The following is a 14050-nucleotide window of genomic DNA, read 5'->3' as shown; positions in this document are numbered from 1 at the left end:
GTCCCGCCCCCGCGGCACGCCTGCCCGCGGCTGAGGAGATGCGGCGGGCGAAGCGCCCCGTAAGGGGCGCGGGGAACTGCACGAGCAACCCCCACCGGCCCGCGGCCGAGTCGCTGCCGTGGGCCGGTGGGGTCGGGAACGCTCAGGTGTTGAGGGCGACGAGGAGGAGGACGTCGTATGTCTCTTCGACGATGCCGTCGGGGAAGGTCTTCAGGACGTGGGCGCGTTCCTCGGCGAGGAACGCGGTGCGGCGGGCCTCGGAGGTGACGAGGAACGCCGAGTGGCTGCCGATGTTGGCGAGGTGGGTGTCGACCGGGACGCGTCGGCTCCAGCGGACCTCACGGCGGGCGAAGCGGAGCCGTCCGCTGGGGTCGGCGAGATCGGTGCGGTCGGCGGACTTGCTCTGCTCCGTTCTGGCGTCGACGCCGAAGAACCGGCTGATGCGGTCGGTGGAGTCGGCGATCCAGTCGATGTCGAGCGCGTGGGTGTTCCACCACAGCGCCAGCGCCCCGCCGGGACGCAGTACGCGAAGCGCCTCCGGCACGGAGCGGGCCGGGTCGGTCCAGTGCCAGGCCTGGGCGTAGGTGAGGAAGTCGGCGGTGCCGGCGGCGAGCGGGAGGGCGTTGCCGTTGCCGCGAAGGATCGGCACGTCGGGGAGGGTGGCGTGGAACTGTGCCGCCATGCCCTCCCCCGGCTCCACGGCGACCACGTCGGCGCCGCGCGCGTGCAGAAGCGCGGTCGCGATGCCGGTGCCCGCGCCGACGTCGACCACCCTGGCGCCCGTGAGGGAGCGGCCGGCTTCCTCCTCGACGGCGTCGAGGAGGGCGGGCGGGTAGGAGGGGCGGTTCGCGGCGTACTGGGCCGCGGCGGCGTTGAAGGAGCGGGCGCGTGCGGCGCGGGAGGGAGCGTGGGCAGGGGACGGGGCTTGGGTCCCGGGATGCGACTGAGACTGGCCTGTGGTCATGCGGCCATCGTCCCGAGGGCGGGGCTGGGGCGACAGTGACTTTCGAGGGACGGGCCGGATGCGGCCACCGAGCGACGGCCGGCCTCGGCGCACGGGTGCACGCTCCTTGCGCGCGGCGCGACCGACGGATGTCCCCCGTACGACCGGCGCGCCGGTCTCAGCGCTTCCGTTTCTTCTTCGACGGGTTGCCCGAGCGGCGGGTGGTGCGGTGCTGGTGTTCCTGGACGGCGGTGTCGTACTCGGTGCGGTGGAGTTTCTCGCCGGGGGCCTCGGTGAGGGAGCGGAAGAAGTAGGCGAGGAGCGAACCGACGAAGCCGATGGCGAGGAGGCCGCGCAGGGAGGCCTGGCGTTCGGGGTCGGGGCGCTTGCCGAAGGACTCCCAGGTGTTGCGGAAGGCCAGGGCGCTGCAGATGGCGAACATCGCGACGACGAGGACGGTCACGAACGAGCCGGTGTCGGCGAGCTGGATCCCCTCGTAGGCGAGGCGCAGGACCAGGCAGGAGACGACGGCGGCGGCGAGCGAGCCCACGGCCACGCCGATCCGGCGGGCGGTGTAGCCGTCGTCGTGGTTCACCCAGGACGTGCCGAAGAAGCGGAGGGGCTCGGGGCGGGGTCCGCCGGTGGAGCCCGCGGGAGTGTCCGGGGTGCCTGGTTCGTCGCTCACGGGACGATTATGGCGCCGGGGGCCGCGCGGGCTCCGGGTCGGGGCCGGCGTACCGGGTCAGGCGCAGCGGTCGGCCACGTAACCGTCGCTGCCCGTGTTGACGTAGGTGTCCGAGACGTATTCGCCGTTGTCGATGTTGTCCCAGATGTTCGACGTGCCGTAGTAGCCGGACACCGTCGTGCCCGGGGTCTGGCAGAAGATCGGGACCTTGGTTCCCTCAGGGAGGGTCCGGGTGATGTCGTAACTGGTGCCGGGACCACTGCGGACGTTCAGGCGGACGCCCGGAGCCACGGAGTACGTGGTGACGGTCGCGGCCGCGCTTGCGACGGAGGCCGACCCCATGAGCATGAGAAAGGCTCCGGCGGAGCCTGCGAGAAGGACAGAAGCGCGTCTTAAGGGTGTCATCCCAGTCCTCCTGGACCGGTCAGGAGCAGCGGTCGGCCACGTAACCGTCGCTGCCCGTGTTGACGTAGGCGTCGGACACGAACTCGCCGTTGCTGATGTTGTCCCAGATGTTCGACGTGCCGTAGTAGCCGGACACCGAGGTACCCGGCGTCTGGCAGTAGATCGGGACCTTGGCGCCCTCGGAGAGCGTCCGGGTGATGTCGTAACTGGTGCCGGGACCACTGCGGACGTTCAGGCGGACGCCCGGGGCGACCGAGTAGTAGCGAACCGTGGTGGCTGCGGCCAGCGTCGTGACGGCCTCCTGCTCGCCGCTGCCCTCGGCTTCCTGCGCGTGATCGACAGACATGTAGTGCTCCCCCCACTGGACCCATGAGTGCCATGGAGTCCCGTTGATTCCCCTCATTCGAGCCACGAAACACATGTACGTAACTCGCACGCGGAGGCTAGCAAGCCGCCTCTGTCTCGTACGCGTCATCGACTAGGCTCCGTGCGTCGCGCTCCGCGGAAAAAGCACGGGGGTGGTCCCTTGACGCCACAGCGCAACACCGGAGCGGGCGCGGAAGCGGAACTTCCCGAATACGCCGGGCACTACCGCCTGGAGTCATGCCTAGGGTCCGGTGGCATGGGCGTGGTGCACCTGGCCCGCAGCACCTCGGGGCTGAAGCTCGCGGTGAAGGTCGTACACGCCGAGTACGCGAAGGACCGTGAGTTCAGGGGCCGTTTCCGGCAGGAGGTGGCCGCCGCGCGCAAGGTCAGCGGCGCCTTCACCGCACCCGTGGTGGACGCCGATCCCGAGGCCGCCCGGCCCTGGATGGCCACCCTCTTCATCCCCGGCCCGACCCTCTCCGAGCAGGTGAAGCGGAACGGGCCGATGGCTCCTGCCCAGTTGCGCCGGCTGATGGCCGGACTGGCGGAGGCGTTGCGCGACATTCACCGGGTCGGCGTGGTGCACCGGGATCTGAAGCCGAGCAACGTTCTGCTCGCCGAGGACGGTCCCAAGGTCATCGACTTCGGTATCTCCCGGCCGAAAGACAGCGAACTGCGGACCGAGACGGGGAAGTTGATCGGTACGCCGCCGTTCATGGCGCCGGAGCAGTTCCGGCGGCCGCGTGAAGTGGGGCCCGCCGCCGACATCTTCGCGCTCGGTTCGGTGCTGGTGCACGCGGCGACCGGGCGGGGGCCGTTCGACTCCGACAGTCCCTACGTCGTCGCGTACCAGGTCGTGCATGACGAGCCCGACCTCACCGACGTACCGGAGGAGCTCGCTCCGCTGGTGCTGCGCTGTCTCGCCAAGGAGCCCGAGGACCGGCCGACGCCCGACGAGCTGATGCGGGAGCTGCGGTCGTTGTCGGCGTCGTACGACACGCAGGCGTTCATACCGGCGCAGCGGACCACCATCGGTGATGACACCGGCGAGGCAGCGAGGTCGGAGCTGCCGAAGGAGGAGGCGGAGTCTCCTGAGGAGGAGATGCCGCAGCAACCGCGCAGGCCGCGGCTCGGCAGGCGAGTCGCCTTGGCCACGGGTGCCGTCGTCCTCGCGCTCGGCGCGGTCGCGGCCTTGGTCGAGTGGGTCGGCGGGAGCACCCCGCAGCCGCGGGTGGGCAATCCGAGGACGACGGCCGCCGCCTTTTCTGCCTGGCAGGCGAAACCCGTCGCCAAGGGCGCGACCACTCCCCAGTGCGCCACCGGTGAGGGAAGGCTGTTCTGCACCGCGGCGTCGGTGGTGTTCGCCCTGGATCCGGTGACGGGTGCCGTGCTCTGGCGGCACTCCGTCGCGAACGCCCACTGGAACCGGCCCCCCGCCCTCTCCGGCGGCCTCGTCCAGCTCGTCACGGACGAAGCCCGGCACGTGACGGCGCTCGACCCGGACTCGGGCAAGAGCCGATGGCAGCGAGACCTGCCCGAGAACGAGGGGATGAAGTACGCCGGCGACATGCTCCTGCTCACGCGCGCGGACGGCACGGTCACCGGGGTGGACAGCGCGACCGGCACCACCAGGTGGAGCCGGTCGACAGGGGCTCACGGCACGGCGCGGATCGACTTCTTCCCCGCGGATCCGTCGTCGGCGTTCGTGACCAGTACGTCCGCGGACGGGACCAGCACCCAGGTCACCGTCCTGGATCCGGCCACCGGGGACGTACGGGAGGACACCCGGTTGCAGGGACTGCTGACGCCGGTCGGCGCGCAGGACGGGACGGTCTTCCTGCTGGCCACCGACCCGGTGTACGGCGACACCGATGCCGTGGTCCGCTACACGCCGGAGTCCGGGGTCACCCGCCGGGTCAAGCTGCCGGTACCGCGTGCGGACGCGGAGGCCGGGGTCCACGGCGGCGTGGTCTACGTGCTGGCCGCCACCGGCTCGCTGGACGCCGTCGACATGACGGCGGGCCGGCGCACGTGGCATACGGAGACCTCGGTGAGCCGGGGCTCGGCACCCGTCGCCGACAGCCGGCACGTGTATTTCTCGGCTGCCGACGGCCGGCTCATGGCCGTCGACGCGGGCAGCGGAGCGGCCGCCGGACAGACCTCGCCTCGCTTCGGAACGGCCTCCGGCTCAGTCGCCACCTCGGTACCCGCCCCGCTGCTCCTCGGCACCCACCTCTACGCCGCCGCCCCCGACGGCACCGTCTTCGCCGTGGCCGCGGCGGATCCCGCCGCCTGGTGACCTGGCCGCAAGACGCAGACCGCAGGACGCAGGACGCATGTCCGAGGGGCCGTCTCCCGGCTGGGAGGCGGCCCCTCGGGTGGGTTGCGGGCGCTCAGCCCAGCTTCGTCACGTCGCGGACCGCGCCCTTGTCGGCGCTGGTGGCCATCGCGGCGTAGGCGCGCAGTGCGGCCGAGACCTTGCGGTCGCGGTTCTTCGGGGCGTACACGCCGTTCAGGGCCTGCTCGCGGCGGGACAGCTCGGCCTCGTCGACGAGGAGCTCGATCGTGCGGTTCGGGATGTCGATGCGGATGCGGTCGCCGTCCTCGACGAGGGCGATGGTGCCGCCGGAGGCCGCCTCCGGGGAGGCGTGGCCGATGGAGAGGCCCGAGGTACCGCCGGAGAAGCGGCCGTCGGTGACCAGCGCGCAGCTCTTGCCGAGGCCGCGGCCCTTGAGGAAGGACGTCGGGTAGAGCATCTCCTGCATGCCGGGGCCGCCCTTGGGACCCTCGTAGCGGATCACGACGACGTCGCCGTCCGTGACCTGCTTGTTGAGGATCTTCTCGACGGCCTCTTCCTGCGACTCGCAGACGACCGCGGGGCCCTCGAAGGTCCAGATCGACTCGTCGACGCCGGCCGTCTTCACCACGCAGCCGTCGACGGCGAGGTTGCCCTTGAGGACCGCGAGGCCGCCGTCCTTGGAGTACGCGTGCTCGACGCTGCGGATGCAGCCCTCCGCCGCGTCCTGGTCCAGGGCCTCCCAGCGCTCGGACTGGGAGAAGGCCTCGGCGGAGCGGACGCAGCCGGGAGCCGCGTGCCACAGCTCGACGGCCTCGGGGGACGGGGAGCCGCCGCGCACGTCCCAGGTCTTCAGCCAGTCCGCGAGGGAGGGGCTGTGGACGGAGTGGACGTCCTCGTTGAGGAGGCCGCCGCGGTGCAGCTCGCCGAGGAGGGCGGGGATGCCGCCGGCCCGGTGCACGTCCTCCATGTAGTAGGTGCGGGTCTTCGCGACGTTCGGGGCGACCTTGGCGAGGCAGGGGACCCGGCGCGAGACCTCGTTGATCTCCTCCAGGCCGAAGGTGACGCCCGCCTCCTGGGCGGCGGCCAGCAGGTGCAGGATCGTGTTGGTGGAGCCGCCCATCGCGATGTCCAGCGCCATCGCGTTCTCGAACGCGGCGAAGGTCGCGATGTTCAGCGGCAGGACCGTGTCGTCGTCCTGCTCGTAGTAACGGCGGGTGAGGTCCATCACCGTGCGGGCCGCGTCGACGTAGAGCTGCTTGCGGGCCGTGTGGGTGGCCAGGACCGAGCCGTTGCCGGGGAGGGAGAGGCCGATCGCCTCCGTCAGGCAGTTCATCGAGTTGGCGGTGAACATGCCGGAACAGGAGCCGCAGGTCGGACAGGCGTTCTCCTCGATCCTGAGGACGTCCTCGTCGGAGACGTTCTCGTTCGCCGCGTCGACCATCGCGTCGATCAGGTCGAGGGTGCGGACCGTGCCGTCGACCAGGGTGGCGCGGCCGGCCTCCATGGGGCCGCCGGAGACGAAGACCGTCGGGATGTTCAGGCGCAGGGCGGCCATGAGCATGCCCGGGGTGATCTTGTCGCAGTTGGAGATGCAGACCAGGGCGTCGGCGCAGTGCGCCTCGACCATGTACTCGACCGAGTCCGCGATCAGGTCGCGGGACGGGAGGGAGTACAGCATGCCGCCGTGGCCCATCGCGATGCCGTCGTCCACCGCGATCGTGTTGAACTCGCGCGGGATGCCGCCCGCCTCCTTGATCGCCTCGGAGACGATCCGGCCGACCGGCTGGAGGTGGGTGTGGCCCGGCACGAACTCCGTGAACGAGTTCGCGACGGCGATGATCGGCTTGCGGCCGATGTCCGCACCGGGTACACCGGAGGCGCGCATAAGGGCGCGGGCGCCCGCCATGTTGCGACCGTGGGTGACTGTGCGGGACCTCAGCTCGGGCATCGTCGCTCGCTCCTTCAGACAGATAGGGCTGCTAACGAGCGTACGCCCGTTGTTCAGGCCTCGGGACGAGGTGTCCGGAATGCGGGACGCGCGTCTCGCACGGCCGGGGCTCACGGCCCGGTCAGATGCCCCTGCACCACCGGGGCGACCCTGGCCACGATCTGCTCCAGGTCCGCGGACGCCAGCGGCTCCACCTTGATCACGTAGCGGAGCATCGCGCAGCCCACCAGCTGCGCCCCCGCCAGTTCGGCGCGCAGCTCCGCGTCGGGGAGGTCCAGCTGGTCCGCGATCCGGCGCAGCAGCTGGGCGGCGATCAGGCGGCGGAAGACGGCGGCGGCCGTGTCGTTGTTGACGGCGGAGCGGAGGATCGCGAGGAGGGGCGCACGGGTGGTGGGGTTCTCCCAGACACCGAAGATGAACCGGGTCAGCCGCTCGCCGACGCCATCCAGCGGACCGTCGGCGATCGCGACGGGCGCGTTGAGCGCGGGGGCGAAGGCGACCGAGATGGCGGCCTCGAAGATCTGTTCCTTGGTGCCGAAGTAGTGGTGGACCAGGGCGGAGTCGACCCCGGCGGCCTTGGCGATGGCACGTACGGACGTCTTCTCGTACCCGCGTTCGGAGAACTCCTCGCGGGCGGTGGCGAGGATACGGTCCCGGGTGCCGGCCGACTCGGTACGCGGCGGGCGGCCACGGCGCCGGGTGCCCGGGCCGTTGCCGGTCGGGGCGTCGGTCACCGGCGGGTCACCTTCACCGCCGAGGCCAGGTGCAGGCGGGTGAAGGCCAGGGCCTCCGCGAGGTCGGCCTCGCGCTCCGCGCCGGACATCGCGCGCCGGGTGTTGACCTCGATGACGACATGCCCGTCGAAGCCGGTGACCGCGAGCCGCTCCAGCAGTTCGGCGCAGGGCTGGGTGCCGCGGCCGGGCACCAGGTGCTCGTCCTTGGCGGAGCCGCGGCCGTCGGCGAGGTGGACGTGCCCGAGCCGGCCGCCCATGCGGTCGAACATGGCGAGCGCGTCGACGCGGGACGTCGCGGCATGGCTGAGGTCGATCGTGAAGTGCCGGTAGTCGTCCTTGGTGACGTCCCAGTCGGGGGCGTACGCCAGCATCTCGCGGTCGCGGTAGCGCCAGGGGTACATGTTCTCCACCGCGAACCGCACCTCCGTCTCGTTCGCCATGCGCCAGATCCCCTCGACGAAGTCGCGGGCGTACTGGCGCTGCCAGCGGAACGGCGGGTGTACGACGACCGTGCTCGCGCCCAGCTTCTCGGCGGCGGCCCGGGCCCGCTGGAGCTTGACCCAGGGGTCGGTGGACCAGACCCGCTGGGTGATCAGCAGACAGGGCGCGTGAACGGCGAGGATCGGGATGCGGTGGTAGTCGCTCAGCCGGCGCAGGGCCTCGATGTCCTGGCTGACCGGGTCGGTCCACACCATGACCTCGACACCGTCGTAACCGAGGCGCGCGGCGATCTCGAAGGCCGTCGCCGTCGACTCCGGGTAGACGGAGGCCGTGGAGAGCGCGACCTTCGCATCCGGGATGCGGACGACGTCCCTTGGGTTTGCCACGAGGGACAGGTTACGGGGTGGGGGTGAGTGGGCAGGGGGCGCCTGCTCGCCGTTGTGACCGGGGTCGCGTTGGCGAGTGCGGCTGCGTTGCGGTTGATCGCGCCCACGCGGCGGAGCCGCATATCGAATACAGCCCCGCGCCCCTGCGTCTCTACGCCGATCCCATGTGATCAAGTCGCCGCAGGATGACGCCCTCCCTGAGCGCCCACGGACACACCTCCAGGTTCTCCACCTCGAAGAGGTCCATCGCGGCCTCCGCGACCAGCGCACCGGCCACCAGCTGGCCCGACCGGCCCTCCGACACTCCCGGGAGTGCGGAACGCTGGGCCGTGGTCATGGCCCCCAGCCTCGGGACCCAGGTCTCCAGGGAGTCCCGCTTGAGTTCGCGCTGGACGTAGAGGCCGTCGGCGGAGCGGGCGGCGCCGGCGATCCGGGCCAGCTGCTTGAAGGTCTTGGACGTGGCGACCACGTGGTCGGGGGCGCCGAAGCGGCTGAACTCGCCGACCGTACGGGCGATCTCGGCGCGTACATGACGGCGCAGCGCCCGTATGTCCTCGGAGGTGGGCGGGTCTCCGGGGAGCCAGCCGGCGGTGAGCCGGCCGGCGCCGAGCGGCAGCGAGACGGCCGTGTCGGGCTGCTCGTCGATGCCGTACGCGATCTCCAGGGAGCCGCCCCCGATGTCCAGGACCAGCAGCTTTCCGGCGGACCAGCCGAACCAGCGGCGGACCGCGAGGAAGGTCAGCCGGGCCTCCTCGGCGCCGGTGAGGACCTGGAGCTCGACGCCGGTCTCGGCCTGCACGCGCGCGAGGACGTCGTCGGCGTTGCTGGCCTCGCGCACCGCGGAGGTGGCGAACGGCAGCAGGTCCTCGACGCCCTTGTCCTCCGCGGCCTGAAGGGCGTCCTTGACGACGGCGACCAGTTTCTCGACGCCGTCGGGGCCGATCGCCCCGTTGCCGTCGAGAAGTTCGGCAAGGCGCAACTCCGCCTTGTGCGAGTGCGCCGGCAGCGGGCGCGCGCCGGGGTGTGCATCCACCACCAGCAGATGCACCGTGTTAGATCCCACGTCGAGGACACCGAGTCTCATGCACCGAACTCTACGGAACACTGCTGACCGCGGGCCCTGAGCGGTCCCGGAGGCGCCTTCGGCGACTTACCCTGGACAGGTGCCAAAGACGAAAAAGACGAAGGACCACAAGGGCGCCAAATCCGCCGAAGGTTCTTCGCGGGCGAAGCCACCGAGAACGTCGAAGAAGGCCCTGGCTGCGGACGAGAAGGGCCTCGACTTCGCGCGCGCATGGGTGGAGTTCCCTGATCCGGCGGACGACGAGCAGGTCTTCCGCTGTGACCTGACCTGGCTGACCTCCCGCTGGAACTGCATCTTCGGCAGCGGCTGCCAGGGCATCCAGGCGGGCCGCGCGGACGACGGCTGCTGCACGCTGGGCGCGCACTTCTCCGACGAGGACGACGAGAAGCGGGTCGCCGATCATGTGGCGCGGCTCACGCCGGAGATCTGGCAGAACCACGCCGAGGGCACCGAGCACGGCTGGGTCTCCGAGGACGACGAGGGCTCCCGCCAGACCCGCCCGTTCAACGGCTCGTGCATCTTCCAGAACCGCCCCGGTTTCGCCGCCGGCGCCGGCTGCTCGCTGCACATCCTGGCGCTGCGGGAGGGCCGTGAGCCGCTGGAGACCAAGCCGGACGTCTGTTGGCAGCTCCCGATCCGCCGGACCTACGACTGGATCGACCGCCCCGACGACACGCGCGTCCTCCAGATCTCGATCGGCGAGTACGACCGCAGGGGCTGGGGCCCGGGCGGCCACGACCTGCACTGGTGGTGCACCTCGGCAACCTCGGCCCACGGCGCGGGCGACCCGGTGTACGTCTCCTACCGCGCGGAACTGACCGAACTGATGGGCAAGGCGGGCTACGACCGCCTCACAGAGCTGTGCGAGGCCCGCCTCGCTTCCCAGCTACCCCTGCTGGCCCCGCATCCGGCGGATCCGGTGACCTGAGGAGTCCTTTGAGGGCCAAGTAAGAGCGGACCCTCCCGACCGACGCCCACGGCAGCGCCCCGAAAGGGGCGCGGGGAACCGCGCGACCAGCCACGACGGCGCTGCACCCGTCACCGCACCGACGCGTACCGCCCTGCACGGCACCGCCGAACTCCACCGTCGGGGCCGAGCACCGTCGCGGCGGAGAGAAGAGACCGGCTGAGGCAAGAGACCGGCGGGAAGAGGAGGCCGACGGTCAGAGGGGACCGGCGGACGCGAGAGACCGGCGGACGAGAGACCGGCGGACGCGAGAGACCGGGCAGACGCCAGAGACCGGGCGGAACAGGTCGGCCGGCTGACGGAGCTCACGGAATCGGTAGCAGCCGCACGGAACTCACGGAATCGGTAGCAACCGCACGGAACTCACGGAATCGGTAGCGGGGCCCGGTGCTCACGGAGTCGGTGGTGGGGTCTCGGTGGTGGGCTGGGTCGGAGAGGTTGATGCCGTCGGGGCGGGGGTGGCCGAGTCGGTGGGCGTCGGGGTCGGTTCGCTCGATGTCGGTGGATCGGTGACCGGCGGTGTCGGCTGGGTCGGGTCGGATGCCGTCGGTGTCGGCGTCGGCCGCCCCGCAGGGGGCGGCGGGGTCGGACCCCGGCGTGTCGGCGGAGCCGTCCCGAACCCGTCGATCGACACCACCGCCCCCGCCGGCGCCACCGCCACCCGCGCGCTCCAGTGCCCGGCCGGCTCCCGCAGCTGATCGACGTACACCTTGATCGTGAACGACTCGCCCGGCCGGAGCGTTCCCGAGGACCGGGCGAAGTACAGCCAGCCCGCCGACGTGGACACCGACCACCGCACCGCCGCGTTCCCGGACGCCGTGAGTGTGATCAGCGTGGTGTCGCCGTCGTTCACGGCCGTCACCGCGAGGTGCCCCGCGCCGGCCCGCCTCCCGTCGGCTCCCGCGACGCTGATCACCTCCACCGACACGTCGGCCTTGCCGTCCTTGCCGATCCGCGGCCCGGGTCTGGTGCCGGCGTTGCCCGCGTTGCCCGCGTTCTCGTAACCGCCGCCCGTGTCGCCGTCGAGCGCGTCGGGGCCGGCGGCCTCCCGCGCGGTCGCGGACGGGCCGTCGTGGCTCTCCCCCGCCGGCGTGCCCCGGTACGCGGCCCACAGGGCCAGCACCGGCGCGGCCACCACCGTGGCGACGACGGTCGTCGTGACGGCACGCGCGCGCAGCCGGTCGCGGCGGGCCGCGCGGTCCTTGGGGTCCATCGGGAAGCCGCGCCGGTCGAAACGCGGGGCGGCGGCGCCACGCGCACGTGGCTGGTGCGCCATGGCCATGTGCAGGGCCGTGCGGGGCGCCTCCAGGACGGGCAGCTCGGCGGGCGTGGTCATCGCACCGGGCCACCGGCCGGGGGCTGCGCGCTCGGCGGTACGGCGGCAGCGCGGGCAGTCGTCGACGTGCCGGACCAGTTCCCGGCGCAGGGCGCTGCTGAGGACCAGCTGGCTGTCGCCGGTGAGGTGGGACACGCTCGGGCAGCCGCCGGTCTCGACGACGGCGAGGGCCGCGCGGGTGCGCTCGACCTCGCAGGCGGCGGAGGCGAGCAGTTCGCGGGTGCCGGCCAGGTCCCTGCCGAGGACGGCGGCGACCTCGTGGGCGGCGAGGTGGTGGCGTACCGCGAGTTCGAGCGCCTCGCGCTGCTCGGGGGTGGTGCCGGCGGCCTCCGGCCAGGCGAGCAGGGCGAGTTCGTGGCGCCGCTGCTCCTCGCTGTCGGCGGGGGCGGCCGGTTCGGGGGCGGTGTGCCGGCCGGCCGCGTGGGTGGCCTGACGTTTCTGCTTGGCCTGGGCGAGCCCGCGCAGGCAGGCCCAGCGGGCCAGCGCGTACATCCAGGCCCTGCGGTCCCCGGCGGCCTCCGGGACGCGCTGGCCGCGCCGCTCGGCGAGGGCGAGGACGTCCCCGAGCGCGGCGGTGGCCGCGTCGTGGTCGCACAGCACCGAGAGGCAGTAGGTGAACAGTCCGTCCAGGTACGGCTCGTAGCGCGCCGACGGCCGCGCCAGCGCACGCGCCGCCGTGCGGTCACGCGCCGCACGCGCTTCCCGGTGCGCCCGGTGTGCGCCGGTCGTTCGGGCCGAGGTCTCCGGACTGATGCTCATCACCCGTGCGACCGTAGGCGGCGCCGTACGGCCCCTTCTGGCGGCTTGAGCACTTTTAATCCGTACGGGTGAAACGATCCCTCAATCGGGGACAGGAACCTGTTCTTCCGGGGATCCGGCCCCGTCGAGGGCGGCCGGGACCGGTCCGCCCACACCCGTCACACGGGCCACCGTGGACCCGCTGTCAGTGGCGGGGGCTACGGTTTCCGCATGGCTGCCCGTACCAAGACCTCGAAGGACCGACCGTCGTACCGCTGCACCGAGTGCGGCTGGCAGACGGCCAAGTGGCTCGGCCGGTGTGCCGAGTGCCAGGCGTGGGGGACGGTCGAGGAGTACGGCGCGCCCGCGGTCCGTACGACGGCGCCCGGCCGGGTCACCACCTCCGCGGTGCCCATCGGCCAGGTCGACGGCCGGCAGGCCACCGCCCGCACCACCGGCGTCCCGGAGCTGGACCGGGTCCTCGGCGGCGGTCTGGTGCCCGGCGCGGTGGTGCTGCTCGCCGGTGAGCCCGGCGTGGGCAAGTCCACCCTCCTGCTGGACGTGGCGGCCAAGGCGGCCAGTGACGAGCACCGCACGCTCTATGTCACCGGCGAGGAGTCGGCGAGCCAGGTCCGGCTGCGCGCCGACCGCATCGGCGCCATCGACGACCACCTCTACCTCGCCGCCGAGACCGATCTGGCCGCCGTCCTCGGCCACTTGGACGCGGTGAAGCCGTCGCTGCTGATCCTGGACTCCGTGCAGACGGTCGCCTCCCCCGAGATCGACGGCGCCCCGGGCGGTATGGCCCAGGTCCGCGAGGTGGCCGGGGCGCTGATCCGCGCCTCGAAGGAGCGGGGCATGTCGACGCTCCTCGTGGGCCATGTCACCAAGGACGGCGCGATCGCAGGACCCCGGCTCCTCGAACATCTCGTGGACGTCGTCCTGCACTTCGAGGGCGACCGGCATGCCCGCCTCCGCCTGGTCCGGGGCGTCAAGAACCGCTACGGCACCACGGACGAGGTCGGCTGCTTCGAACTGCACGACGAGGGCATCACAGGCCTCACCGACCCGAGCGGACTCTTCCTGACCCGGCGTGCCGAACCGGTCCCGGGCACCTGCCTGACCGTCACCCTGGAGGGCCGCCGTCCGCTGGTCGCGGAGGTCCAGGCGCTGACGGTGGACTCGCAGATCCCCTCCCCGCGCCGGACCACGTCCGGCCTGGAGACCTCCCGGGTGTCCATGATGCTGGCGGTGCTGGAGCAGCGCGGGCGCATCAGCGCGCTCGGCAAGCGGGACATCTACTCCGCGACGGTCGGCGGGGTGAAGCTCTCCGAGCCCGCCGCCGACCTGGCGATCGCCCTCGCCCTGGCCTCCGCCGCCAGCGACACCCCGCTCCCGAAGAACCTGGTCGCCATCGGCGAGGTCGGCCTCGCGGGCGAGGTCAGACGGGTCACCGGGGTCCAGCGCAGGCTCGCGGAAGCGCACCGGCTGGGCTTCACGCACGCGCTCGTACCGGGCGATCCCGGCAAGATCCCGGCGGGCATGAAGGTCCTGGAAGTCGCCGACATGGGGGACGCGCTGCGGGTGCTGCCGCGGTCCCGTCGCCGAGAGGCCCCACGGGAGGCGGAAGAGCGCCGGTAGACTTTGCCCTGGTCTCGCCCGTCCGTACGAACCGAGTGCGGGGACGGCAGCGCCTCAGAACCTGCGACCGGAGGAGT

Annotated in this window: 12 protein-coding genes; 3 read left to right on the top strand and 9 right to left on the bottom strand. The window is 72.1% G+C overall.

Going from position 1 to position 14050, the window contains the following annotated elements; translation table 11 throughout:
• Positions 1–142 precede the first annotated feature (142 nt).
• The 4 genes from ACWGKQ_RS43435 to ACWGKQ_RS43420 all read right to left on the bottom strand — a co-directional run bounded on the left by ACWGKQ_RS43435 (position 143) and on the right by ACWGKQ_RS43420 (position 2379).
• On the bottom strand, positions 143–964 hold the full coding sequence (locus ACWGKQ_RS43435) for a class I SAM-dependent methyltransferase (protein WP_453297578.1): 822 nt from the start codon (positions 962–964) through the stop codon (positions 143–145).
• Positions 965–1121: 157 nt separating this feature from the next.
• Complete coding sequence (locus ACWGKQ_RS43430; RefSeq protein ID WP_453297577.1) at positions 1122–1628, bottom strand: EamA/RhaT family transporter; 507 nt, start codon at positions 1626–1628, stop codon at positions 1122–1124.
• Between the two features lie 57 nt (positions 1629–1685).
• Positions 1686–1976, bottom strand: a complete 291-nt coding sequence (locus ACWGKQ_RS43425) for an SH3 domain-containing protein (RefSeq protein WP_453297576.1) — start codon at positions 1974–1976, stop codon at positions 1686–1688.
• Between the two features lie 76 nt (positions 1977–2052).
• On the bottom strand, positions 2053–2379 hold the full coding sequence (locus ACWGKQ_RS43420) for an SH3 domain-containing protein (protein ID WP_453297575.1): 327 nt from the start codon (positions 2377–2379) through the stop codon (positions 2053–2055).
• A 180-nt stretch (positions 2380–2559) separates the two neighbouring features.
• On the opposite strand from ACWGKQ_RS43420, the gene ACWGKQ_RS43415 reads away from it, so the two are divergent.
• Positions 2560–4698: a protein kinase domain-containing protein gene (locus tag ACWGKQ_RS43415; protein WP_453297574.1), complete on the top strand. Its 2139-nt coding sequence runs from the start codon at positions 2560–2562 to the stop codon at positions 4696–4698.
• Positions 4699–4792: 94 nt separating this feature from the next.
• Here ACWGKQ_RS43415 and ilvD read toward each other — a convergent pair whose 3' ends face one another.
• The 4 genes from ilvD to ACWGKQ_RS43395 form a co-directional block, all read right to left on the bottom strand.
• Positions 4793–6646, bottom strand: a complete 1854-nt coding sequence (gene ilvD / locus ACWGKQ_RS43410; protein ID WP_453297573.1) for a dihydroxy-acid dehydratase — start codon at positions 6644–6646, stop codon at positions 4793–4795.
• Positions 6647–6756: 110 nt separating this feature from the next.
• Positions 6757–7380, bottom strand: a complete 624-nt coding sequence (locus ACWGKQ_RS43405; RefSeq protein ID WP_453297572.1) for a TetR/AcrR family transcriptional regulator — start codon at positions 7378–7380, stop codon at positions 6757–6759.
• Positions 7377–8207 (bottom strand): sugar phosphate isomerase/epimerase family protein, encoded by an 831-nt coding sequence (locus tag ACWGKQ_RS43400; RefSeq protein WP_453297571.1) that lies wholly within the window; start codon positions 8205–8207, stop codon positions 7377–7379. Before ACWGKQ_RS43400 ends, ACWGKQ_RS43405 begins: the two co-directional genes overlap by 4 nt.
• Before the next feature lie 151 nt (positions 8208–8358).
• Positions 8359–9291 carry a Ppx/GppA phosphatase family protein gene (locus ACWGKQ_RS43395; RefSeq protein ID WP_453297570.1) on the bottom strand — a complete coding sequence of 311 codons (933 nt, stop codon included), beginning with the start codon at positions 9289–9291 and terminating at the stop codon, positions 8359–8361.
• 79 nt (positions 9292–9370) lie between these two features.
• Between ACWGKQ_RS43395 and ACWGKQ_RS43390 the strand changes: the two genes are divergently transcribed.
• The gene (locus tag ACWGKQ_RS43390) at positions 9371–10219 is read left to right on the top strand and encodes a hypothetical protein (RefSeq protein WP_453297569.1); all 849 of its coding nucleotides are present in this window, start codon (positions 9371–9373) and stop codon (positions 10217–10219) included.
• Between the two features lie 430 nt (positions 10220–10649).
• Here the strand turns inward: ACWGKQ_RS43390 and ACWGKQ_RS43385 are convergent, their stop codons facing one another.
• Positions 10650–12356: a BACON domain-containing protein gene (locus tag ACWGKQ_RS43385; protein WP_453297568.1), complete on the bottom strand. Its 1707-nt coding sequence runs from the start codon at positions 12354–12356 to the stop codon at positions 10650–10652.
• Positions 12357–12563: 207 nt separating this feature from the next.
• Here ACWGKQ_RS43385 and radA point away from each other — a divergent pair, with 207 nt between their 5' ends.
• A complete protein-coding gene (gene radA / locus ACWGKQ_RS43380) occupies positions 12564–13973 on the top strand; it encodes a DNA repair protein RadA (protein ID WP_453297567.1) in 1410 nt (469 codons plus the stop codon).
• Positions 13974–14050 lie beyond the last annotated feature (77 nt).

The sequence above is a fragment of the Streptomyces sp. NPDC054770 genome, assembly GCF_053611985.1.
The sequence above is the reverse complement of the archived record's forward strand: the minus strand, read 5'-3'. Positions and strand labels throughout refer to the sequence as shown.